The following is a 21,955-nucleotide window of genomic DNA, read 5'->3' on the forward strand; positions in this document are numbered from 1 at the left end:
CCCCACCCCGGCCCGGCTCCCGGCACGGGACGGCTCGGCGGAAGCGGCCGGTGCGGAGGGCGGTACCTGCTCGGGCGCGTGCCTGCCATGGGAACCGGGGGCCCCCACGGTCTCGTACACCGGCGCGAGTTCATGAGCGGGCGTGCGCTGGTGCGTCGGCGTGGCACCGGGCGCGGGCAGGATCCTGTGCGCCGACGAGTGCTGCCGCGCGTACGCCGACCCGGAGCCGTGGGCCGTCGATCCGTCCCCGTGAGCCCACGCCGCGCCGCCCGGCATCACCCCGGCCACCACCGCCACCAGCAGCCCCGCCGTCCGCATCGCACGCGCCCATCCAGTCATGCATCCACGGTCACACCGACGCACGCGTCCGGCATTCCGGACTCCGCCAAAAACGCGAACGGGCTGCACAATCCGGGTATGTCGATACGTCACGGACTGCTGGCGCTCCTGGAAGGCGGCCCCTGCTACGGCTCCCGGCTGCGCACCGAGTTCGAGGCGCGCACCGGCGGCACCTGGCCGCTGAACATCGGGCAGGTCTACACGACCCTCGGCCGGCTGGAGCGGGACGGCATGGTCGCGCAGGACGGCGAGGACGAGGGCGGACGGGCGCTGTACACGCTGACGGAGGCGGGCCGGGCCGAGCTGCGGGCCTGGTTCGGGCGGCCGGTGGAGCGGGAGAGCCCGCCGCGCGACGAGCTGGCGATCAAGCTGGCCCTGGCGGTCACCGCGCCCGGCGTCGACGTGCGCGAGGTCGTCGAGACCCAGCGCCGGCACGCGTCGCAGGCGCTGCACGAGCACGTACGGCAGCGGGCCCAGGCGCTGGCCGACTCCCCCGGGCATCCGGACGAGCTGCCACGGCTGCTGGTCCTGGAGCAGCTGATCTGTCACGCGGAGGCCGAGATCCGCTGGCTGGACCACTGTGAGGCGCGGCTGCTGCGGCTGACGGTGACCGAGCGCGCTGAGGAGTGACGCAAACCTTCACGCCGTGAACGGTGGATCACCTCGTACGGGGGGCACCACGGTGGTGAGATGCACGGGTGCGAGAGAATGGCGGCATGGAGATGCCGAGGAACGAACGGTCGCCGGAGAATCCCCAGATCCTGGTCGTGGGCCAGGACGGCATGGCGATTGGCGGCGGAGGCGACGAGGACTCCCGCGAGATTCCGGTGACGGAGCAGGTCGAGCAGCCGGCCAAGGTGATGCGGATCGGCAGCATGATCAAGCAGCTCCTGGAAGAGGTGCGGGCGGCTCCTCTGGACGAGGCGAGCCGGGCCCGGCTCAAGGACATCCACCGCAGCTCGGTCAAGGAGCTGGAGGACGGGCTGGCACCGGAGCTGGTGGAGGAGCTGGAGCGGCTGTCGCTGCCCTTCCAGGACGAGGGCACCCCCAGCGACGCCGAACTGCGGATCGCGCAGGCACAGCTGGTGGGCTGGCTGGAGGGCCTCTTCCACGGCATCCAGACCACGCTGTTCGCCCAGCAGATGGCCGCGCGGGCCCAGTTGGAGCAGATGCGCCGCGCCCTGCCGCCGGGGGTCACCCCGGGCATGGGTGAGGACGGCGGCCCCGCGGCCGGCCGCTCGGGCGGACCGTACCTGTAAGCACCCGGACCACGACAAGGAACGGGCCCGGCGGCCGAACCGCCGGGCCCTTCGCACCTCGGGGGTCAGGAGGCCGGATTGCCCGTCGACACGGCGAGCTCGACCTCGACCTTCTTCGGGTCGACGTCGGTGCCGGCCGCGGGGAACTGGTTGATCACCGCGCCCTGGCCGTACGTGTTCTCGTCCAGGTTGTCGATCTTCAGCTGCCAGCCCGCGGCCTGCAGGCACTCCTTGACCGAGCCGATGTACTTGAACCGGAAGTCGGGCACACGGATCTTGCCCGTCTCGTCGTACGACTCCTGCGGCTCGGTGCACTCCGTCTTGTCGATGGTCTTCGAGGTGTCCGGGCCGCGATAGCCCGCCACCTGCCTCGTCGACGTGGTCGGGCTGGAACTCCCGCTCGCGCCCTTGTCCTTGTTGCCGCCGGTGTGCAGTAGCACGGCCGCGAGCAGCCCGGTGACCGCGATGATCGACACGATGACCGCGCCCACCACGACCGGCTTGTTGCTCCGGTCGCCGCCGGAGGGCGCGGGCGTCGGCGGCTGCGGTGTGATGGCGTACGGCGGCGGGGTGGACGGCTGCCCGCCGTAGGCGGCCGGCGTCGGATAGCCGCCCTGCTGCGGATAGCCGTACGACGGCGAGGGCGCGGGCGTGGAGTACGGGTTCGGCGTCGACGGCTGGTACGGCGTCTGGACGGGTCCTGCCGGCCACGCGGCAGACTGGTCGACCGGCGGGAAGACGGCGGAGCCGACACCGGCACCGCTCTGCGCCGGGGCGCCCGGCACGATGTTCGGCGGGGCGGCCTGGAAGGACGCGGCCACGCGCAGGCACTCGTCACGCATGGCGACGGCGTTCGGGAAGCGCTCGTTCGGGTTCTTCTTCAGAGCGCGGGCGACCAGCGCGTCCACGGCCGGCGGCAGCGCGCGGTTGACGGAGGAGGGCGCGACCGGTTCCTCCTGCACGTGCGCGTAGGCGATGGCCAGCGGGGAGTCCGCTTCGAACGGCAGCCGACCGGTGACCAGTTGGAACAGCATGACGCCGACCGAGTACAGGTCGGAGCGGGCGTCGACGCCGCGGCCCAGGGCCTGCTCGGGCGAGAGGTACTGGGGGGTGCCGACGACCATGCCGGTCTGCGTCATGGACGTCACACCGGACTGCATCGCGCGCGCGATGCCGAAGTCCATCACCTTGACCACGCCGCGCTTGGTCATCATCACGTTGCCCGGCTTGATGTCGCGGTGCACCAGCCCCATCTCATGGCTGATCTCCAGCGCCGCGAGCACGTCCGCGGTGACCTTGAGCGCCTTGTCGGCGGGCATCGCGCCGAACCGCCGTACGTCCTCGTCGAGCACGGAGCCGAGGGGGCGGCCCTCGACGTACTCCATGACGATGTACGGGGTGGTCATCCCGTCGAGGGTGTCCTCGCCGGTGTCGAAGACCGAGACGATGTTGGTGTGCGTGAGCTTGGCCACGGCCTGCGCCTCGCGGCGGAAGCGCTCGCGGAAGGCCTGTTCCCGGCCGAGGTCGGTGTGGAGTGTCTTGATCGCGACCTGCCGGTCCAGCGTGGCGTCGTACGCCAGGTGCACCGAGGCCATGCCGCCCTCGCCGAGCAAGTCGCGCAGCTGATACCGGCCGCCGGCGAGCGCCCGGCCCGCGTAACGGCCCTGTGCGGCGTCCTGGCTCATGTTCCGCGTCCCCCATGGGCCTTCAGGCGCCGGCCCGGCTGTCGTTGATCGAATGGCTCATTCCCGGCCAAGTCTGCCCGAGGGCACTGACACGTCAAGCGCGGTGCCCGTTCCGTGACCGTACGCGAAAGAAGCGTCGCGGGAGCGTTACAGAGGCCGTACGGCCGGTACACAGAATTTGCACGACCACACCGGAAGACGGTTTGATGGCCGGTCCGTCTCGTGCCGGTTCCGGCCCCCTTCTCGGAACGGCGGCTTGCGTTGAGGCTGTAGCGTGGCCGACGGAGACCGTAACAACACCGCGCGCACCGCGGGCAGAAACGACGGCGAGGACTGATGGAGCAGCAGCAGCGCGCTCAGGGCCCGTCCGACCCCGAGGCGACTGGCGGCGGTATGTCAGATGCGCCGGAGATGTGGGGTAACGGCGGGCTTGTCGGGGACGGCCGGTATCGGCTGACCCGCAGACTCGGCCGAGGCGGCATGGCAGAGGTGTTCGCCGCGGAGGACGTGCGCCTGGGGCGCACCGTCGCGGTGAAGCTGCTGCGCGCCGACCTCGCGGAGGACCCGGTCTCCAAGGCCCGCTTCACCCGCGAGGCCCAGTCGGTGGCCGGCCTCAACCACCACGCGATCGTCGCCGTGTACGACTCCGGCGAGGACTACGTGGGCGGCCAGTCGGTGCCGTACATCGTGATGGAGATCGTCGAGGGCCGCACCATCCGCGACCTGCTGATCAACGCCGAGGCGCCGGGGCCCGAGCAGGCACTGATCATCGTGTCCGGCGTGCTGGAGGCGCTCGCCTACTCGCACCAGCACGGCATCGTGCACCGCGACATCAAGCCGGCGAACGTCATCATCACGCACAACGGCGCCGTCAAGGTCATGGACTTCGGCATCGCGCGCGCCCTGCACGGCGCGTCCACGACGATGACGCAGACCGGCATGGTCATGGGCACGCCCCAGTACCTCTCCCCGGAGCAGGCGCTCGGCAAGGCCGTCGACCACCGCTCCGACCTGTACGCGACCGGCTGTCTGCTGTACGAACTCCTCGCCCTGCGGCCCCCGTTCGTCGGCGAGACCCCGCTGTCGGTGGTCTACCAGCACGTCCAGGACATGCCGGTCCCGCCGTCGCAGATCTCGGGCGGGGAGTCCCCGCCGGAGCTCGACGGCCTCGTCATGCGCTCGCTCGCCAAGGAGCCGGACGACCGCTTCCAGACCGCCGAGGAGATGCGCGGCCTCGTCCAGTACGGGCTGCAGATGCTGTACGACCAGGGCGGCCACACCGGCACCTGGAACACCGGGCCGGTCGACATGCACGACGGCCGGCACACCCCGGCCGCCGGTTTCGCCGGCACGCAGGTGCTGCCGCACCCGGCCGACGGCTCCGGCACGACGCAGATCCCGCAGCCGATCCTGCCGGGCGGCGGTTACGGCGGCGGGGACGACGGCGGCTTCGAGGGGCACGGCAACAGGGGCAGCGGCCGCGGCAAGCTGTGGATCCTGGCCGTCCTCGCGGTGATCGCCATCGCGGCGGGCGTCGCGCTGGCGCTGCAGAAGGGCGGCGGGGACGGGGGCGGCGCCGGGACCTCCCAGACGCCCACCACCTCGCAGACCACCAAGGACGACACCAACAGCGAGACACCGAGCGACCAGTCCACGGACCAGTCAGCCGACACGTCCACGGACGACGGCTCGGGCACGAACACCGGGTCCGGGGACTACACGCCGTCGTACACCCCGTCGTACACGCCGTCCCGGAGCGCGACCAGCGAACCGAGCAGCCAGCCGACGAACAAGCCGACCACCTCGGAACCGACGGACACGCCCAGCCAGTCGCAGTCCGACCCCGCGGACAACTCGCCGGACCCGACGGGCGGGCCGACCAGCGGCGGGCTCGGCGGCCTCGGCTGACGCATTGCCGGCCGGGCTCACGCGCGTGTACCGCTCATGAGCCCGGCCGTCACCCCGCGAACGCCTCGCACACCGTGTCGTACTCGCGGCTCCACCACACCGCGAGGGCCGAGGCCGCCGGGAACTGGGGGTCGGCTCGGGTGTCGCCGCGTTCGTAGTGCCAGCGCAGCATCCAGAAGTCGTTGAGCCGCTCCCACCACACGCGGTGCACGGCCGCCGCGAGCTGGGAGGGCGTGGCGCCCGCCGTACGCCGGTACGCGCGCGCGTACGCCCGCACCTTCGGCAGGTCGAGGGTGCCCGCGGGCCGTACGAAGAAGATCGCGGCGGCGCGTACGGCCTCCTCCGCGCGCGGGCGCAGCCCCAGCCGATCCCAGTCGACGATCGCGGCCGGCGCGTCGCCCTTGTAGAGCAGGTTGAACGGGTGGAAGTCGCCGTGCACCCAGCCCACCGAGCCGCCCCGCGGGGGACGCCGGTCGGCGTGCTGCTCCAGCAGGGCGCGCCACTCCAGGAGGCGGTGCCGGGCGAGTTCGTCGAAGGAGTCGGCGGGCCGGTGACGGTGGACCCGGCCGAGCAGGTCGTCGATGAGGGTGAAGGTGTCGGCGGGGTCGGCGCTCTCGGCGCGCGCGTCCGGGGCGGGCGGATGCGAGGCGGCCGGATCCGAGGCGCGTGCCCGCGCGCGGGGCGGCATCACACGCTCCAGGCTGGCGTGGACGACTCCCAGCAGCGCCCCCAGTCGAGCGCACTGCCCGGCGGTGAGCTGGCCGCCGTGCCGGTGCCGGCCCTCGACCCAGGGATGCAGCGCGTACGCGTGCCCGCCGACGACGGCGACCGTGCGCCCGTCCCTGCCGGGCAGCGGGGGCGCCACCGGGACGCCCAGATCCGCGAGGCGCTGGGTGGCCCGGTGCTGGCGGGCGATCGCGGCCGGGCTGGCGGTCTCGGGGTCGAAGTGGTGCTTGAGGAAGTAGCGGCCCCGGGTGGTGCACAGGCGGTAGCCGCGGTTCAGCAGGCCCTGTTCGACGGGCTCACAGGCGAGGGCGGAACCGGCGGAGTACTGGCGCAACAGGGCGCCCAACGGGGGCGCGTGAGGCTCGTGGGGTGGTACAGAGGAGCGCGGCACGCGCCAGATGCTAGGGCACGAGCCGGGCCTGTGAGCTGGGCGTTGTCACAGGCAGTCGCATTCGGTCACACCATGTGCTCGAAGTGGCCTCCAGGGCCACCATCGGGATTCTTCCGTGCCGTGTCCGCGCGAGTGTCCGCGCAAGTCCGACACGGAAACCCTTCCCGTGACCTCGGTCACCGATATAACGTGCCGTTGTTCCGGCCCCCTGCAAGGCTGTGACCAGGCCACCTTCCAGGCTCTCGGGATTTACTTGGAAATCCAAGCAAAATCCCAGGTCAGGAGGGGTTTCACAGAGATGTGGAGCACTGGGTAACGTGCCTTGTGCAGGGCGCTCGCCGGGGCACCTTGTCACGCCTGTTCCGGCCGAGTGGCACCCACCCCGTGCACGGGTGTCGGAACAGGTGAGCCGTACTGGTACCCGGCAACCCCGGGGGCCGGACCGACGGAGGAGCACACGTGACCGTGGAGAGCACTGCCGCCGCGCGCAAGCCGCGACGCAGCGCCGGGACGAAGAAGTCCCCGAGCACCAAGCCCGAACTCGTTCAGTTGCTGACGCCCGAGGGCGAGCGCCTGAAGAACGCCGAGTACGACAAGTACGTCGCCGGCATCACCCCGGAAGAGCTGCGCGGTCTCTACCGCGACATGGTCCTCACCCGTCGCTTCGACGCCGAGGCCACCGCCCTGCAGCGCCAGGGCGAGCTCGGCCTGTGGGCCTCCCTGCTGGGCCAGGAGGCCGCCCAGATCGGCTCCGGCCGGGCCACCCGCGAGGACGACTACGTCTTCCCGACCTATCGCGAGCACGGCGTCGCCTGGTGCCGCGGGGTCGACCCGACCAACCTGCTGGGCATGTTCCGCGGCGTGAACAACGGCGGCTGGGACCCCAACAGCAACAACTTCCACCTCTACACGATCGTCATCGGCTCCCAGACGCTGCATGCCACCGGCTACGCGATGGGTGTCGCCAAGGACGGCGCCGACAGCGCGGTGATCGCCTACTTCGGCGACGGTGCGTCGAGCCAGGGCGACGTGGCCGAATCGTTCACCTTCTCCGCGGTCTACAACGCACCGGTCGTGTTCTTCTGCCAGAACAACCAGTGGGCGATCTCCGAGCCGACCGAGAAGCAGACCCGGGTCCCGCTCTACCAGCGCGCCCAGGGCTACGGCTTCCCGGGCGTCCGCGTGGACGGCAACGACGTGCTGGCCTGTCTCGCGGTGACCAAGTGGGCGCTGGAGCGGGCCCGCAGCGGCGAGGGCCCGACGCTGGTGGAGGCGTACACCTACCGGATGGGCGCGCACACCACCTCCGACGACCCCACCCGCTACCGGGGCGACGAGGAGCGGCTGGCCTGGGAGGCGAAGGACCCGATCCTGCGGCTCCGCCGGTACCTGGAGGCCTCAAACCACACGGACGAGGGATTCTTCGCGGAACTCGAGGCCGAGTCCGAGGCGTTGGGCAGACGAGTGCGCGAGGCGGTCCGTGCCATGCCGGACCCGGACCACTTCGCCATCTTCGAGAACGTGTACGCGGACGGGCACGCGCTCGTCGACGAGGAGCGAGCCCAGTTCGCCGCCTACCAGGCGTCGTTCGCTGACGGAGAGGGGGCCTGACATGGCGGAGACCGTGACATCCAGGACGGCGACGTCCAAGACCATGGCTGTGGCCAAGGCGATCAACGAGTCGCTGCGGCGCGCCCTGGACGCGGACCCCAAGGTGCTCGTCATGGGCGAGGACGTCGGCAAGCTCGGCGGTGTCTTCCGGGTGACGGACGGCCTGCAGAAGGACTTCGGCGAGAGCCGCGTCATCGACACCCCGCTCGCCGAGTCCGGCATCGTCGGCACGGCGATCGGCCTCGCCCTGCGCGGCTACCGCCCGGTGGTGGAGATCCAGTTCGACGGCTTCGTCTTCCCGGCCTACGACCAGATCGTCACCCAGCTCGCCAAGATGCACGCGCGTTCCCTGGGCAAGGTCAAGCTCCCGGTCGTCGTCCGCATCCCGTACGGCGGCGGCATCGGCGCGGTCGAGCACCACTCCGAGTCCCCGGAGTCGCTGTTCGCGCACGTGTCGGGTCTGAAGGTGGTCAGCCCCTCCAACGCCTCGGACGCCTACTGGATGATGCAGCAGGCGATCCAGAGCGACGACCCGGTGATCTTCTTCGAGCCCAAGCGCCGTTACTGGGACAAGGCCGAGGTCGACCCGGAGGCCATCCCCGGCCCGCTGCACAAGGCACGGACCGTGCGCACGGGCACCGACCTGACCCTGGTCGCGTACGGCCCGATGGTGAAGCTCTGCCAGGAGGTGGCCGACGCGGCCGCCGAGGAGGGCAAGTCGCTGGAGGTCCTGGACCTGCGCTCCATCTCCCCGCTGGACTTCGACTCGATCCAGACCTCGGTGGAGAAGACCCGCCGCCTGGTCGTCGTTCACGAGGCACCGGTGTTCTTCGGCTCGGGCGCGGAGATCGCCGCCCGGATCACCGAGCGCTGCTTCTACCACCTGGAGGCCCCCGTGCTCCGGGTCGGCGGCTACCACGCCCCGTACCCGCCGGCCCGGCTGGAGGAGGAGTACCTGCCGGGCCTGGACCGGGTGCTCGACGCCGTCGACCGCGCCCTGGCGTACTGAGGAGAGGGTCGTGACGACGATGACGGAAGCGTCCGTACGCGAGTTCAAGATGCCGGACGTGGGCGAGGGGCTCACCGAGGCAGAGATCCTCAAGTGGTACGTGCAGCCCGGCGACACGGTCACCGACGGCCAGGTGGTGTGCGAGGTCGAGACGGCCAAGGCGGCCGTCGAACTGCCCATCCCGTACGACGGGGTGGTGCGCGACCTGCACTTCCCCGAGGGCACCACGGTCGACGTGGGCACGCCGATCATCGCGGTGGACGTCTCCGGCGGTGCTGCTCCCGCCGAGGTACCCGCCGAGGTTCCCGCCCAGGCGCCGGCCGGGACCGCCGCCCCCGTCGAGGAGAAGAAGCCCGAGGGCTCGGGCCGCCAGCCGGTCCTCGTCGGCTACGGCGTGGCGACGTCCTCCACCAGGCGCCGGCCGCGCAAGGGCCCGGAGGTCCTGGTCTCCCAGGCGTCGAAGGCGGTCCAGACCGAGCTCAACGGCCACGGCGGATCGGCGCCGGCCGCCGAGACCGCCGCTGTCGCCGACAAGCCCCGGCCGCTGGCCAAGCCGCCGGTGCGCAAGCTGGCCAAGGACCTGGGCGTCGACCTCGCGACGGTGGTCCCGTCCGGCCCCGACGGCATCATCACCCGCGATGACGTCCACGCGGCGGTGGCCGCGACCCAGGCGCCCGAAGCCCCGGTGGAGGCACCGTCCGCGCCCGCGGTCGCTCCCGCGCCCGTGCCGGCGTACGACACGGCCCGTGAGACGCGGATCCCCGTCAAGGGTGTCCGCAAGATGACCGCGCAGGCGATGGTCGGGTCGGCGTTCACGGCGCCGCACGTCACGGAGTTCGTGACGGTGGACGTGACGCGGACGATGAAGCTGGTGGAGGAGCTCAAGCAGGACAAGGAGTTCGCGGGTCTGCGGGTGAATCCCCTCCTGCTGATCGCCAAGGCCCTGCTGGTGGCGATCAAGCGGAACCCCGACATCAACGCGTCCTGGGACGAGGCCTCCCAGGAGATCGTCCTCAAGCACTACGTCAACCTGGGTATCGCGGCGGCCACTCCTCGGGGGCTGATCGTCCCGAACATCAAGGACGCCCACGCGAAGACGCTGCCGCAGCTCGCCGAGTCCCTGGGCGAGCTGGTCTCCACGGCCCGCGAGGGCAGGACGTCCCCGGCCGCCATGCAGGGCGGCACGGTGACCATCACCAACGTCGGCGTCTTCGGCGTCGACACGGGCACGCCGATCCTCAACCCCGGGGAGTCCGCGATCCTCGCGGTCGGCGCGATCAAGCTCCAGCCGTGGGTCCACAAGGGCAAGGTGAAGCCGCGTCAGGTCACCACCCTGGCCCTCAGCTTCGACCACCGCCTGGTCGACGGCGAACTGGGCTCCAAGGTCCTCGCGGACGTGGCGGCGATCCTGGAACAGCCGAAGAGGTTGATCAGCTGGGCGTGATGTACCCGGACAAGATAGGTTGAAAGGCGAAGGGACGGCCGCAAGTTCCAGTTGCGGCCGCCCCTTCGTCCGTTCTTGGGGCTCGGGCTCAGTTCAGCACGTAGACCGGCGCCCCGTCCTCGGACGCGCCCTGCGGCCGGATGCACGCGTGCTTGCGCAGCAGCCGCAGGCACTCGTTGACACGCTGCACGGACAGACCCGTACGGGCGGCGATCACTTCGAGCGGTTGACGAAGCTCACCCTCCTCGACCAGCACCGGTGCGATGACCACGGCCACGGTCCAGACGTCCTCCGTCACGGCCAGCCGCCGACGCCAGTCGGCGAGGACGGACTCGGTGGTCGGTGGTGCGGCCTGCTCGCTGGTGGGAGGTGCCGGACGCTGGAAGGCCAGCATGTCGAGCCGGTCCGCGATGCGTTCCATGGCCTGGGCGATGGTCTGTTGTGCGGCGAGGGTGGCGCGCTGCAGATCGAGCATTTCCTGCTGGGTGTTGGCGATCTTCTGCTGCGTGCCTGCGATCTCCTGCTGCGTGTCCACGATTTCCTGTTGCAGAGCGAGCGATTTGTGCTGCGCGATTGCGAATTGTTCGTCGGCCTGGAGGTTGCGTTCCTCGAGTCGCACGATGGCTTCGGCGACCTGCTCCGGCATGGCGTAGGCGATGGGGGCGCCGGGTTCGGTGGGCTGCACTTCGGCTTCTTCGAGGGCGTAGGAGCCTTCCCGTTGGACGGTCTCGATCACTTCGGCGGCCCATTGCTTGAAAGGCAGGCAGGCGGGCTTCGTGCAGGCGTTGACCAGAAGGATCAGGCCCTGGAGAGAGATGACGTTCAGGTCTCGACGCCACTCTCTACCTGCGGGAATGCTGAGACCGTAAGTTCCAGTTACGGTCTCGAGAATCTCTCGATGACCGTCGGGGACATGGTCAGCGAGTGCCTGCCTTGAGTTGGTGTGCCCGAGTTGTTTGCACACATCCACGGCCGGAAACCAGTGAGTCCCGTCCGGCATCGTCAGCCGCCGCACCCGGGCCCCCGTCGCCGCATACACGAAGTCGCTGACGTCGATCGCGTCCTGTCGCTTGCCCGCGTTGGGCTGCTTGCTGGGTTCGTTCATGTGAACCACCTCCGCTGCGGAACCTAGGGCGGAGAAAATCGAATATGCCAGCTGGCCTATTGATGTTCACTTGTGCGAGCGAAGTTCGCGGATTCCGCTTGCCGACGGCTGTAAACGGTGAAGGGCCCCTCGCCGGGTGGCGAGGGGCCCTTCGGGCAGAGTGGTGAGCTGGGGTCAGCCGAGCTTTGCGAAGCCGTAGTTCATCAGCTTCTTCGCGTCCGCCTCGCGGTTCGGGATGGACGTGGAGGACAGCACCGTGCCGATGACCGTCTTGCCGCCCCGCGTCGCGGCGAAGACCAGGCAGTAGCCGGCCTCCGGACCCGAGCCGGTCTTGACGCCGATCGTGCCGCTGTAGCTGCTGAGCAGGCCGTTGGTGTTCTTCCACGCGGCCATCGTGCGGGTGGAGCCCGTCCTCGTGATCGTCTTCGCCGTGTACGACTTCGTCTTGACGATCGCGCGGAAGTTGGCGTTCTTCATCGCGCTGCTGGCGATCTTCGTCAGGTCGCGCGGCGTCGAGTAGTTGTTGCCGTTGCCGATGCCGTCGAACGAGTCGAAGTGCGTGTTCGTCAGGTGGAGGTCCGACGCGGCCTTGTTCATCTTGCCGATGAAGGACTTCACGCGCGCGGCCCGGGTGGTGCCGGAGCCGTAGGTGTCGGCGAGCGCGTACGCGGCGTCGCAGCCGGACGGCAGCATCAGCCCGTACAGCAGCTGACGGACGGTGACCTTGTCGCCCACGATCAGGTGGGCCTGGGAGGCGTTGTTGGCGACGACGTAGTCGCTGTACGCCTTCTGGATCGTGACCTTCTTGTCCAGGTTGAGGTTCGACTGCGCGAGCACGACCTTGGCAGTCATGATCTTCGTGGTCGAGCCCGTCGAACGCTTGGTGTCCGCCGCCTTGGTGAACAGCGTCGACCCGTTCGCGTTGTTCATGACGTAGCCGCCCTTGGCCACGATCGAGGGCGTGGTGACGGCCTGAGCGGGTGCCGCGGCGAAGGCCCCGGCCGCGAGAACGGCGCCGGCGGTGACACTGACCGCGGCGGCTCGGCGGAGGCGGCTGCCCTTGGTGCCGGTGATGGCGGTAATCAACTGAAATACCCCGATTAGGTTGAAAGCCCCTGATATGCGGCCGAGTTGGATGGGGAGCGAATGGGGCCGCACGTGTGAGACACGTAAATAGCACAGTTGGTTGCACCGTTGCTGTGTGGGGTTTCTGGGACGGGTGATTCGTCCGCATGTTGTACGCCCGTTTCCCTCTGCAGCCGTCCGGATGATGGACCGGATCCCTCATGCGTACGTGATGTATCTATGCTGTTCGCATGAGCAGCCCGGGGACCCTGACCGCCAAGCAACCGCCCGCCGCCGACCGCGTCTACACCCACGTCAAACGGGGCGTCCTGGAGCGCCGGTACGAGGGCGGGACCCTGCTCACCGAGGGCGAGCTCGCCGAGGCCGTCGGGGTCTCGCGCACCCCGGTGCGCGAGGCGCTGCTGCGCCTGGAGGTGGAAGGGCTGATCAGGCTCTACCCGAAGAAGGGCGCCCTCGTCCTGCCGGTCTCCGCGCAGGAGATCGCGGACGTGGTCGAGACCCGGCTGCTGGTCGAGGAACACGCGGCGAGGAAGGCCGTACCCGCTCCGGCCGGCCTCGTCGAGCGGCTCGAGGAACTGCTGGCCCGGCAGAAGCAGCAGGCCGCCGACGGCGACCTCGCCGGGGCCGCGGTCACCGACCGCTGCTTCCACGCCGAGATCGTCCGCAGCGGCGGCAACGAGATCCTCTCCCGGCTCTACGACCAGCTCCGCGACCGCCAGTTGCGCATGGGCGTCGCGATCATGCACTCGCACCCCGACCGGATCGCCAAGACCCTCGTCGAGCACGAGGAGATCCTCGAGGCGCTGCGTTCCGGGGACGCGGAGGCGGCCGTCGGGATCGTCCGCCGGCATGTGGGCTGGTTCTCGCACCTGGCCCGGGGTGAGGTCCGATGAGCTCCTCCTCGGCCACCCTCCCGGGCGATCCTCCGGGCGGCCGGCGCGCGATCGCCGTCTGGGGCATCGGCGTCTCCGTCTACTTCGTCGCCGTCATCTTCCGTACGTCCCTGGGCGTGGCCGGCCTCGACGCGGCCGACCGCTTCCATGTGAACGCCTCGGCGCTGTCGACCTTCTCGATCCTGCAGCTGCTGGTCTACGCCGGCATGCAGATCCCGGTCGGTCTGCTGGTGGACCGGCTCGGCACCAAGAAGGTGCTGGCCCTGGGCACCGTGCTGTTCACGGCGGGGCAGCTCGGTTTCGCGTTCTCGCCCACCTACGGCACGGCCCTCGCCTCCCGCGCGCTGCTCGGCTGCGGTGACGCGATGACGTTCATCAGCGTGCTGCGGCTGGGCAGCCGCTGGTTCCCGGCCCGCCGCGGCCCACTGGTCGCGCAGCTCGCGGGCCTGGTCGGCATGGCGGGCAACCTGGTCTCCACCCTGGTCCTGGCCCGCCTGCTGCACGGCGTCGGATGGACGCCGGCCTTCGCGGGCAGCGCCGGCGCCGGTGTCGTCGTCCTGGTGTTGATGCTGCTGTTCCTCGAGGACCACCCCGAGGGCCACGAGCCGGAGCCCTTCCCGCACCAGGGCGCCGCGTACGTACGACGCCAGATCGCCGCGTCCTGGCGGGAGCCGGGGACACGGCTCGGTCTGTGGGTGCACTTCACGACCCAGTTCCCGGCGATGGTTTTCCTGCTGCTGTGGGGCCTGCCGTTCCTGGTCCAGGCGCAGGGCCTGTCCCGCGCCACGGCCGGTGAACTCCTCACCCTGGTCGTCCTGTCCAACATGGTCGTCGGGCTGGTCTACGGCCAGATCGTCGCCCGGCACCACACGGCCCGGCTGCCGCTGGCGCTCGGCACGGTGGGGGCGACGGCCCTGATGTGGGCGGTCACGCTGGTCTACCCCGGCGAGCACGCGCCGATGTGGCTGCTGGTCGTGCTCTGCACGGTGCTGGGGGCGTGCGGCCCGGCGTCGATGATCGGCTTCGACTTCGCGCGGCCCGCCAACCCACCGGAGCGTCAGGGCACGGCCTCCGGGATCACCAACATGGGTGGTTTCGTCGCCTCGATGACGACGCTGTTCCTGATCGGCGTGCTCCTGGACGCCACCGGTGACGACTACACCATCGCCTTCTCCGCGGTGTTCGTACTGCAGGCGCTGGGCGTCAGCCAGATCCTGCGGCTGCGGCGCCGGGTCGCCCGACGGGAGCGGGAGCGGCTGGTGGCGAGCCGGGTGGAGACGGTGCACGTACCCGCGTGAACCGGCGTTTGATTCCACCGGCACCGAGGTCCACGGCGCGGAAAGATCTGTGGCAGCCCTCGCGCCGAGACCCGTCCACGCTGCACCCTCGCCCAGTTGGAGACAGCCACCAGGAAGGCCCCGTCACCGCCCGATGTCACGATCAGGAACGGCGTCACCGCGTCGTAGGCGAACGCCACGACGTCGACGGCGGCGGCACGGCCGGCTGAAGACCGCCGCCAAGAAGGGCGACCGCTGAAGCGAGCGACGCGGACTACTGGGTCACCGCGAAGTTGCGCAGGACGGCCGCCGTCAGTTCCGGATCGCCCTCCGCCTTCACCCGGTCCGCCACCGCCTCCGGCGTCACCCGGCCGCAGGCCAGGCGTACGTACGTCTCCCAGTCCAGGGTGAAGGCCGCGGCGGGCCCGAGCGCGGGGGCCGTCTCCAGCGTGCCGCGGCCCTGGATGTCGACCCTGATGGTGCGTAGGAACTCCACCGGCCCGTGCACGTCGAAGACGATCGCCGAACTGCGCGGCGCGTTCGCCCGCTCGGCCACCACCGCGGGCAGTTCGCCGAGGAGCACGTCCCGCGCGATGTGCGCGCCGGGGGAGTCGAGGTTGCCGGGACGGCCCAGCGCGGCGCGCAGGTCCTGCTCGTGCACCCACACGTTGAACGCGTGGCCCCGCATGGCCTCCTCCAGCGTCAGCTCGGTGCCGAGCGGACCGCGCACCTTGGTGCCCGGGTCGCGCGACTCGTTGCGCAGCTGGCGGTTGCGCCGGATGATCACGTACTCCAGCTCGGAGGTCATCTCCGGCGCCGTGTGGTGGCGGCGGACGTCGACCTGCATCTCCATGTAGCGCTGGAGGTCGTTGGTGACGTGGAACAGGTCCCGCGGCAGCGTGTGGATGGGGCGTGGGTCGCCGAGCATCTCGCAGTCCAGGCCCATGACATGGGAGACCACGTCCCGGACCGACCAGCCGGGGCAGGGCGTGCGCCGGTTCCACTCTCCCTCCACGAGCGGCCCCACCAGTTCGGATATGGCTTCGATGGAGTGGGTCCAGGCGTCGGCGTAGGGCTGGAGGGTGGGATGCAGACTCACGGAACGGGACCCCTCGGCGGTCGGTACACGGGCGGTGGTGGCGGCGTTGCCAGTGGGAGGTGGCGGCTGCTGTCGGCGGGTGTCGTGGAACGCTAAGTTACGCTGCTGTGAGGCACCCCGGCAGTGCTTTCGTGTGACGATCGTAGGCCCGTGTGGACGGCTCGAATGCCAGGACGGTGGTAGTGTGCGCGCCTCTCTGCTCCAGATCGACGTGAACGAGGGCGAATCGGTCGAATCCCGTCGGCGTCGGGTGGCCTCGCTGGTACGGGAGCAGGCCGGGGCCGATCTCGTCGTCCTGCCCGAGCTGTGGACCACGGGCGCCTTCGCGTACGAGCGGTTCGCCGCCGACGCCGAGCCGCTTCAGGGGCCGACGTACGAGGCCATGGCGAAGGCCGCGAGCGACGCGGGCGTGTGGCTGCACGCCGGCTCGATCCCCGAACAGGACACCGCGGGCACTCTCTACAACACCTCCCTCCTCTTCTCACCCTCCGGCGACCTGGCCGCCGCCTACCGCAAGATCCACCGCTTCGGCTTCGACAAGGGCGAGGCCGTGCTGATGGGAGCCGGACGCGAGCTGGTGACGGTCCGTCTGCCCGACACCACCCTCGGCGTCGCCACCTGCTACGACCTCCGTTTCCCCGAACTGTTCCGCTCGCTCGTCGACTCCGGCGCCGAGACCCTCGTCGTCCCGGCGGGCTGGCCGGAGCGCCGCCGGGCGCACTGGACGCTGCTGGCCCAGGCGCGGGCGGTCGAGAACCAGGCGTTCGTGCTCGCCTGTGGAACGGCCGGGACGCATGCCGGAGTTCCGCAGGCGGGTCACTCGATCGTGGTGGATCCGTGGGGCGAGGTGCTGGCCGAGGCGGGGCCCGGAGAGGAGGTCCTCACCGTCGACTTCGACCCGGCGAAGGTGGCGACGACCCGGGAGCAGTTCCCGGCACTGAAGGACCGGGTCCTGGGCCTGGAGCCCCCGCACACGTTCTGAGGCCGGCCGGAAGACGCGAGGCCTCAGTCGTCCTCCCTCGGTTCGTCCTCCCCGAGTCCTCCTCCCTCAGTCCTCCTCGCGTTCCTTCTCCGCCAGATGGATCACGCACACCGTCACCGCGATCAGCAGCGCCGGGTCCGCGTCGTCGCGGACGACGTCGACGCCGTAGGTGTCCCGGATGTGCAGCCAGCGGCGCGAGATGACGGCGAGCAGCTCACCGTCGTACTCGATGGCGAACTCCCGGTCGAGGATCTTGCCGCTGACGTCGAGTTCGGTGCCGTCGACGAGCGTCACCCGGTAGTGATGGCGCAGCAGGGACAGGCGCTTGCGCTTGATCTTCGCGAGGGTCTCGCCGTCCCGTTCGATCACCATGGTGTCGCGCAGGGCGAACATCTTCTGGTGGATGTCGATCAGGACCCGCCCCTGGGTGTCCTTCAGCTCGAAGGTGTCCCTGAGGCGCATCGCCTTGCCGTCGACGAGGAAGACCTTGCCGCCGTGCTCGTCCTCGATCCAGTAGTCCTCGCCGAAGCCGAGGAGCCGGTCGCGTACCTGGAATCTCATGTCCCCACCTCTTCCCCGGGCGTCGGCCCGAAACGCCGCCGGTAGGCCGACGGGCTGAGCCCCGTCTCGCGCCGCACGCGCGCGCGTAGGTTGGCCGCGCTGCCCAGGCCGCTCCTCGCGGCGACGACGTCCAGCCGTTCCTCCCCGCGCTCGATGAGACGGCAGGCGAGGGCGACGCGTTCCCCGGTCAGCCAGCCCAGCGGGGTCGTGCCCAGCTGGACGCGGAAACGGCGGTGCAGGGTCGCCGGGGACACCGCCGCCCGGGCCGCCAGGTCCGCCACCGTCAGCGGCTCGCCCAGCCGCTCCTGCGCCCAGGCCAGCAGCGGTCCCAGCGACTCGTCGGGCACGTCCGGCACGGGCCGCTCCACGAACTGCCGCTGCCCGCCGTCCCGGTGCGAGGCGAAGACCAGCCGCCGGGAGACGGCGTTCGCGAGCTCCGCCCCGTGGTCCCGGCGCCAGATGTGCAGGCCGAGGTCGAGCGCGGCCGCGCTGCCCGACGCCGTGAGCAGATCGCCCTCGTCGACGAACAGCACGTCCGGCTCCAGCAGCACCTTCGGATGCAGCTGTCGGAACAGCTCCGCCCAGCGCCAGTGGGTGGTGGCCCGCCGCCCGTCCAGCAGCCCGGCCTCGGCGAGCGCGAAGGTCCCGGTGCAGAAGCTGACGACGCGGGCGCCACGCGCGTGCGTGCGGCGGATCGCCTCCAGTACGGCCTCCGCGCGCGGGACGACGTTGTCGGGCCGCCCCGGGACGACGAGGGTGTCCGCCCCGTCCACGGCCTCCAGCCCCGGCACCCCGGTCAGCGTGAAGAACCCGTGGTTCATCCGCACCTCACGCGCGGGCGCGCACACCGTCACCTCGTACAGCGGCCCCGCGAGCCCCAGTTCGGGCCGGGGCAGCCCGAACAGCTCGGTCGCCACGCCCACCTCGAAGGGGTTGGTGCCCTCGTCGACGATCACCGCCACCCGGTGCGGAGGGGGCTGAGAGGATCCTTGCGCCATATGCGATTTCTAGCACTCACGCACCGTCGCGGCCCACCCCCACGATGGACCCATGACCACGGAACCCATCGCCCTGTCCGCCGCCCTCGCGTCCTTCACGGACCGCTGGAGCCCGCGCATCGTCACCGCCGTCAACGACTACGACGTCCGCGTCGCCAAGGTGGAGGGCGAGCACGTCTGGCACGTCCACGACCACACCGACGAGTTCTTCCTGGTCCTGGACGGCGAACTCCACATCGCCCTGCGCGAACCCTCCGGCGAACGCACGGTCGTCCTCCCGAAGGGCTCCGTCTTCACGGTCCCCCGCGGCACCCACCACAAGCCCTACGCCCCGGCCCCCACGGAGATCCTGATGCTCGAACCCACCGGCACCCTCACGGTCGGCGACCACCACGAGGAGATCCCGGCCCACGTGGACGCGACGACGGGCCACGCGCTCACCCGGTAGTCGCAGCAGTTAGGTAATTACCTTCGACTCTCCTGTTCGTTCACAGAGTGAGCAAGTCTGGGAGGGGACATGCAGTACGGGGGATCCCACGCCGATCTTTACCTTCGGCTCTCGGTGGATCGTGAAGGCAAGACGGCCATTGAGCGGCAGGAGGCCGACTGCCGGGCCTGGGCGGCTCGGCATGGTGTGACCGTCCGCCAGGTACACGTCGACCGCGGGAAGTCGGGATACAAAGACGTGACCCGTAAAGGATTTGATGCGGCCACTCGGGCGGTCACGGCTGGTCTGGTGGCGACATTGATCGTATGGAAGCTGGACCGACTCAGTCGCAAGGGCACCGCCGAGGTGGGCCCGCTTCTTGAGGAGTTCGACCGAGTCGGCGGGCGCCTGATCTCCGTCATGGACGGTCTGGACTCGAGTTCTCCCGCGGACCGACTCGTCATCGCCTCGCTGTCGGAGTGGGCACGGGCCGAAGCGGAGACTCAGGGGGAACGCATCCACCACGCCAAGCAGTACCTCCGAGGCCGTGGGCGATGGATCGGAGGGCAGCCGCCCTACGGCCTCCGCGTTGACGCCGACTCGGGACGCCTGGGACCCGGAAACCGGCAGCCCTGTGGTAGTCGGCGAAGGGATCATCACCGTGGAGGAACAACGGCAGATCGTCGAGCAACTGGAATCCAGGATCCGTAGGCGAGGCGATGGTGTCAGACTCCCCGTTCGGGGTCCGGCCCATTTGCTGACCGGATTCCTCCACTGCGCTGTCGAGGGCTGCGGCGCGCGCATGAGCAGGAGTGGCAACTCATACGTCTGTCAGGGAGTGCGCCTCGGCCATACCTGCCCAGGCGCGCGTGCGATGGCGACCCGTCTCGAAGAAGCCGTGGTCGGTGCCTTTCTCCGTCGTCACCCGACGCTCGTGCAGCAATGGGAGCAGAGTGATGTTCCGCAGAGGCGAGGTCTGTTGTCCGCGTCCGTGGAATGCGTCCGGGTCGCCAGAGCCCCCGCGCGAGGATGCCGCTTCGATCCTGACAAGCGGCTTCAGATCGTCTGGGCAGGCGCTGGGCATACGGAATAGCGCCACGCGCTCGTGTGGTTGGCTTGAAGCATGGCAAAGCGCGTGCGTGTCCGAGCTCCCAAGCTGGTCGGCAGGGGTGGCTGGATCAATACGGGCGACAGGCAACTCGGTCTTGAGGAGCTGCGAGGCCGTATCGTAATTGTTGATTTTTGGACATTTTGTTGCGTGAACTGCCTGCACGTCCTCGACGAGCTGCGGGAGCTGGAGGAGAAGCACGCCGACACCGTCGTCGTCATCGGGGTGCACTCTCCGAAGTTCGTGCACGAGGCCGAGCACGCGGCGGTGGTCGACGCCGTGGAGCGGTACGGGGTGGAGCATCCGGTGCTCGACGATCCGGAGCTCGCGACCTGGAAGCAGTACGCGGTGCGGGCCTGGCCCACGCTGGTGGTGATCGACCCCGAGGGGTACGTCGTCGCGCAGCACGCCGGTGAGGGGCATGTGCACGCGATCGAGCGGCTGGTGACGGAGCTGGAGGCGGAGCACGGCGCGAAGGGGACGCTGCGGCGCGGCGACGGGCCGTACGTGGCGCCGGAGCCGGAGCCGACCACCCTGCGCTTCCCGGGCAAGGCGCTGGTCCTGCCGGGCGGCACCTTCCTGGTCAGCGACACCGCCCGGCACCAGTTGGTGGAGCTGGCGGCGGACGGGGAGACGGTGGTGCGGCGCATCGGCTCCGGCGCGCGGGGGTTCGCCGACGGTTCGGCGGAGGTGGCGGCCTTCAACGAGCCGCAGGGCCTCGCCCTCCTCGACGAGGCCGCGGTCGTCGTCGCCGACACCGTCAACCACGCCCTGCGCCGCCTCGACCTGGTCACCGGCGAGGTCACCACGCTCGCCGGCACCGGACGCCAGTGGTGGCAGGGCTCGCCCACGTCGGGTCCGGCGCGCGAGGTCGACCTCTCCTCCCCGTGGGACGTGGCCCTCTTCGGCGGCAGGGTCTGGATCGCCATGGCCGGCGTCCACCAGCTGTGGGCGTACGACCCGGCCGACCGGACGGTCGCCGTCACGGCCGGCACCACCAACGAGGGGCTGGTCGACGGGCCGGGTCCGGAGGCCTGGTTCGCCCAGCCTTCCGGGCTCGCGGCGACCGCCGACCGGCTCTGGCTGGCCGACTCCGAGACCTCGGCCCTGCGGTGGGTGGACCTCGACGGCACGGTCCGCACCGCCGTCGGCACGGGCCTGTTCGACTTCGGTCACCGTGACGGCCCGGCCGGACAGGCCCTGTTCCAGCACCCGTTGGGCGTGACGGCCCTCCCCGACGGCTCGGTGGCCGTGAGCGACACCTACAACCACGCCCTGCGCCGCTACGACCCCTCGACCGGTGAGGTCACCACCCTCGCGACCGACCTGCGCGAACCGAGCGACGCGGTGCTGGTGGGCGAGGACATCGTGGTGGTGGAGTCGGCGCGGCACAGGCTGACCCGGCTGCGTCTGCCGGAGGAGGCGGTCCGGGTGGAGTCGGTCGCCCACCGCACGCGGCGAGCAGCCACCGAAGTCGCCCCCGGCAGGCTCCGGTTGGACGTGATCTTCCAGGCCCCCGCGGGCCAGAAACTGGACACCCGGTACGGCCCCTCGACCCGCCTGCTGGTGTCGTCGACGCCCCCCGGGCTCCTGCTGAAGGGCGAGGGTGCCGACACCGACCTCTCCCGCACCCTGGAGCTCGACCCCGGGATCACGGAAGGGGTCCTGCACGTCTCCGCGATGGCCGCGTCCTGCGACGACGACGCGGACAACCCCTACCCGGCCTGCCATGTCCACCAGCAGGACTGGGGAGTTCCGGTCCGCCTCACCGAAGGCGGGGCGGACCGGCTGCCGTTGGTACTGGCCGGGATGGACGATTCGGCCGGCTGACCGGGGTCAGCGACGGCGCGGGCGCGGTGCCAGCTTGAACAGGGCCACCCCTGCGGCCATCAGGGTCGTGGCCGTGACGAGCAGCGCCATGCTGTTCATCCACATGCCCGTGGCGGCCAGCGTGGCGCCGCCGGCGCCCGTGGTCCCGGCGCCGATCACTCTTCCGTACATGTCGTGCTTCTCCTAGCGGGTGTGCGGGGGTTGGTTCGCGGGGGGT

General features: G+C 70.4%; 20 protein-coding genes and 1 pseudogene. 12 read left to right on the top strand and 9 right to left on the bottom strand.

Annotated features, from left to right (window positions below):
* Positions 1-339: pseudogene (locus GRC12_RS24335) on the bottom strand (hypothetical protein); the annotation flags it as partial.
* A gap of 78 nt (positions 340-417) precedes the next feature.
* Between GRC12_RS24335 and GRC12_RS24340 the strand changes: the two are divergent.
* Both GRC12_RS24340 and GRC12_RS24345 read left to right on the top strand, forming a co-directional pair.
* Entirely contained in the window at positions 418-969 is a 552-nt protein-coding gene (locus tag GRC12_RS24340) for a PadR family transcriptional regulator (RefSeq protein WP_208781492.1), read from the top strand.
* Between the two features lie 86 nt (positions 970-1,055).
* Positions 1,056-1,598: a bacterial proteasome activator family protein gene (locus tag GRC12_RS24345; protein WP_133044003.1), complete on the top strand. Its 543-nt coding sequence runs from the start codon at positions 1,056-1,058 to the stop codon at positions 1,596-1,598.
* 65 nt (positions 1,599-1,663) lie between these two features.
* Here GRC12_RS24345 and GRC12_RS24350 read toward each other — a convergent pair whose 3' ends face one another.
* Positions 1,664-3,283 carry a protein kinase domain-containing protein gene (locus GRC12_RS24350; protein ID WP_208781493.1) on the bottom strand — a complete coding sequence of 540 codons (1,620 nt, stop codon included), beginning with the start codon at positions 3,281-3,283 and terminating at the stop codon, positions 1,664-1,666.
* Positions 3,284-3,619: 336 nt separating this feature from the next.
* Here GRC12_RS24350 and GRC12_RS24355 point away from each other — a divergent pair, with 336 nt between their 5' ends.
* Entirely contained in the window at positions 3,620-5,191 is a 1,572-nt protein-coding gene (locus tag GRC12_RS24355; RefSeq protein ID WP_208781494.1) for a protein kinase domain-containing protein, read from the top strand.
* 49 nt (positions 5,192-5,240) lie between these two features.
* Here the strand turns inward: GRC12_RS24355 and GRC12_RS24360 are convergent, their stop codons facing one another.
* A complete protein-coding gene (locus GRC12_RS24360) occupies positions 5,241-6,308 on the bottom strand; it encodes a phosphotransferase (RefSeq protein WP_208781495.1) in 1,068 nt (355 codons plus the stop codon).
* Between the two features lie 459 nt (positions 6,309-6,767).
* On the opposite strand from GRC12_RS24360, the gene pdhA reads away from it, so the two are divergent.
* The 3 genes from pdhA to GRC12_RS24375 are packed head-to-tail and all read left to right on the top strand — an operon-like array spanning position 6,768 to position 10,372.
* On the top strand, positions 6,768-7,919 hold the full coding sequence (gene pdhA / locus GRC12_RS24365) for a pyruvate dehydrogenase (acetyl-transferring) E1 component subunit alpha (protein ID WP_208781496.1): 1,152 nt from the start codon (positions 6,768-6,770) through the stop codon (positions 7,917-7,919).
* A gap of 1 nt (position 7,920) precedes the next feature.
* On the top strand, positions 7,921-8,928 hold the full coding sequence (locus tag GRC12_RS24370; RefSeq protein WP_208781497.1) for an alpha-ketoacid dehydrogenase subunit beta: 1,008 nt from the start codon (positions 7,921-7,923) through the stop codon (positions 8,926-8,928).
* Positions 8,929-8,938: 10 nt separating this feature from the next.
* A complete protein-coding gene (locus GRC12_RS24375) occupies positions 8,939-10,372 on the top strand; it encodes a dihydrolipoamide acetyltransferase family protein (protein WP_208781498.1) in 1,434 nt (477 codons plus the stop codon).
* Between the two features lie 88 nt (positions 10,373-10,460).
* Here GRC12_RS24375 and GRC12_RS24380 read toward each other — a convergent pair whose 3' ends face one another.
* On the bottom strand, positions 10,461-11,477 hold the full coding sequence (locus tag GRC12_RS24380; protein ID WP_208781499.1) for a BRO family protein: 1,017 nt from the start codon (positions 11,475-11,477) through the stop codon (positions 10,461-10,463).
* A gap of 174 nt (positions 11,478-11,651) precedes the next feature.
* Positions 11,652-12,563 (bottom strand): D-alanyl-D-alanine carboxypeptidase family protein, encoded by a 912-nt coding sequence (locus GRC12_RS24385; RefSeq protein WP_208781500.1) that lies wholly within the window; start codon positions 12,561-12,563, stop codon positions 11,652-11,654.
* A gap of 230 nt (positions 12,564-12,793) precedes the next feature.
* Here GRC12_RS24385 and GRC12_RS24390 point away from each other — a divergent pair, with 230 nt between their 5' ends.
* The gene (locus GRC12_RS24390; RefSeq protein ID WP_208781501.1) at positions 12,794-13,456 is read left to right on the top strand and encodes a GntR family transcriptional regulator; all 663 of its coding nucleotides are present in this window, start codon (positions 12,794-12,796) and stop codon (positions 13,454-13,456) included.
* The gene (locus GRC12_RS24395; protein ID WP_208781502.1) at positions 13,453-14,754 is read left to right on the top strand and encodes an MFS transporter; all 1,302 of its coding nucleotides are present in this window, start codon (positions 13,453-13,455) and stop codon (positions 14,752-14,754) included. Before GRC12_RS24390 ends, GRC12_RS24395 begins: the two co-directional genes overlap by 4 nt.
* Before the next feature lie 253 nt (positions 14,755-15,007).
* Here the strand turns inward: GRC12_RS24395 and GRC12_RS24400 are convergent, their stop codons facing one another.
* A complete protein-coding gene (locus tag GRC12_RS24400; RefSeq protein ID WP_208781503.1) occupies positions 15,008-15,832 on the bottom strand; it encodes a maleylpyruvate isomerase family mycothiol-dependent enzyme in 825 nt (274 codons plus the stop codon).
* 184 nt (positions 15,833-16,016) lie between these two features.
* Here GRC12_RS24400 and GRC12_RS24405 point away from each other — a divergent pair, with 184 nt between their 5' ends.
* Positions 16,017-16,814, top strand: coding sequence for a carbon-nitrogen family hydrolase (locus GRC12_RS24405; protein WP_208781504.1), 798 nt, complete (start codon positions 16,017-16,019; stop codon positions 16,812-16,814).
* Between the two features lie 66 nt (positions 16,815-16,880).
* On the opposite strand, the gene GRC12_RS24410 is transcribed toward GRC12_RS24405, so the two are convergent.
* Together GRC12_RS24410 and GRC12_RS24415 are read right to left on the bottom strand one after the other, a co-directional pair.
* Entirely contained in the window at positions 16,881-17,375 is a 495-nt protein-coding gene (locus GRC12_RS24410) for an LURP-one-related/scramblase family protein (protein ID WP_208781505.1), read from the bottom strand.
* Entirely contained in the window at positions 17,372-18,373 is a 1,002-nt protein-coding gene (locus GRC12_RS24415; protein WP_208781506.1) for a helix-turn-helix domain-containing protein, read from the bottom strand. Before GRC12_RS24415 ends, GRC12_RS24410 begins: the two co-directional genes overlap by 4 nt.
* 52 nt (positions 18,374-18,425) lie before the next feature.
* On the opposite strand from GRC12_RS24415, the gene GRC12_RS24420 reads away from it, so the two are divergent.
* From GRC12_RS24420 to GRC12_RS24430, 3 genes are all read left to right on the top strand, one after another.
* Positions 18,426-18,821 (top strand): cupin domain-containing protein, encoded by a 396-nt coding sequence (locus tag GRC12_RS24420; protein ID WP_208781507.1) that lies wholly within the window; start codon positions 18,426-18,428, stop codon positions 18,819-18,821.
* A 69-nt stretch (positions 18,822-18,890) separates the two neighbouring features.
* On the top strand, positions 18,891-19,511 hold the full coding sequence (locus GRC12_RS46970) for a recombinase family protein (protein ID WP_208781508.1): 621 nt from the start codon (positions 18,891-18,893) through the stop codon (positions 19,509-19,511).
* A gap of 412 nt (positions 19,512-19,923) precedes the next feature.
* Positions 19,924-21,738 (top strand): NHL domain-containing thioredoxin family protein, encoded by a 1,815-nt coding sequence (locus GRC12_RS24430; RefSeq protein ID WP_208781509.1) that lies wholly within the window; start codon positions 19,924-19,926, stop codon positions 21,736-21,738.
* Between the two features lie 6 nt (positions 21,739-21,744).
* Here the strand turns inward: GRC12_RS24430 and GRC12_RS24435 are convergent, their stop codons facing one another.
* Positions 21,745-21,909 (bottom strand): hypothetical protein, encoded by a 165-nt coding sequence (locus GRC12_RS24435; RefSeq protein WP_165954846.1) that lies wholly within the window; start codon positions 21,907-21,909, stop codon positions 21,745-21,747.
* Positions 21,910-21,955 lie beyond the last annotated feature (46 nt).

This window comes from Streptomyces griseorubiginosus (assembly GCF_017614965.1).
Classification (GTDB): Bacteria; Actinomycetota; Actinomycetes; order Streptomycetales; family Streptomycetaceae; genus Streptomyces; species Streptomyces griseorubiginosus_B.

What these genes read in the sequence shown, in the direction of transcription:
- GRC12_RS24340 (WP_208781492.1), top strand. Translation starts at nt 418, where the DNA reads ATGTCGATACGTCACGGACTGCTGGCGCTCCTGGAAGGCGGCCCCTGC.
- GRC12_RS24345 (WP_133044003.1), top strand. Translation starts at nt 1,056, where the DNA reads ATGGAGATGCCGAGGAACGAACGGTCGCCGGAGAATCCCCAGATCCTG.
- GRC12_RS24350 (WP_208781493.1), bottom strand. Translation starts at nt 3,283, where the DNA reads ATGAGCCAGGACGCCGCACAGGGCCGTTACGCGGGCCGGGCGCTCGCC.
- GRC12_RS24355 (WP_208781494.1), top strand. Translation starts at nt 3,620, where the DNA reads ATGGAGCAGCAGCAGCGCGCTCAGGGCCCGTCCGACCCCGAGGCGACT.
- GRC12_RS24370 (WP_208781497.1), top strand. Translation starts at nt 7,921, where the DNA reads ATGGCGGAGACCGTGACATCCAGGACGGCGACGTCCAAGACCATGGCT.
- GRC12_RS24380 (WP_208781499.1), bottom strand. Translation starts at nt 11,477, where the DNA reads ATGAACGAACCCAGCAAGCAGCCCAACGCGGGCAAGCGACAGGACGCG.
- GRC12_RS24390 (WP_208781501.1), top strand. Translation starts at nt 12,794, where the DNA reads ATGAGCAGCCCGGGGACCCTGACCGCCAAGCAACCGCCCGCCGCCGAC.
- GRC12_RS24395 (WP_208781502.1), top strand. Translation starts at nt 13,453, where the DNA reads ATGAGCTCCTCCTCGGCCACCCTCCCGGGCGATCCTCCGGGCGGCCGG.
- GRC12_RS24410 (WP_208781505.1), bottom strand. Translation starts at nt 17,375, where the DNA reads ATGAGATTCCAGGTACGCGACCGGCTCCTCGGCTTCGGCGAGGACTAC.
- GRC12_RS24415 (WP_208781506.1), bottom strand. Translation starts at nt 18,373, where the DNA reads ATGGCGCAAGGATCCTCTCAGCCCCCTCCGCACCGGGTGGCGGTGATC.
- GRC12_RS24420 (WP_208781507.1), top strand. Translation starts at nt 18,426, where the DNA reads ATGACCACGGAACCCATCGCCCTGTCCGCCGCCCTCGCGTCCTTCACG.
- GRC12_RS46970 (WP_208781508.1), top strand. Translation starts at nt 18,891, where the DNA reads ATGCAGTACGGGGGATCCCACGCCGATCTTTACCTTCGGCTCTCGGTG.
- GRC12_RS24430 (WP_208781509.1), top strand. Translation starts at nt 19,924, where the DNA reads ATGGCAAAGCGCGTGCGTGTCCGAGCTCCCAAGCTGGTCGGCAGGGGT.
- GRC12_RS24435 (WP_165954846.1), bottom strand. Translation starts at nt 21,909, where the DNA reads ATGTACGGAAGAGTGATCGGCGCCGGGACCACGGGCGCCGGCGGCGCC.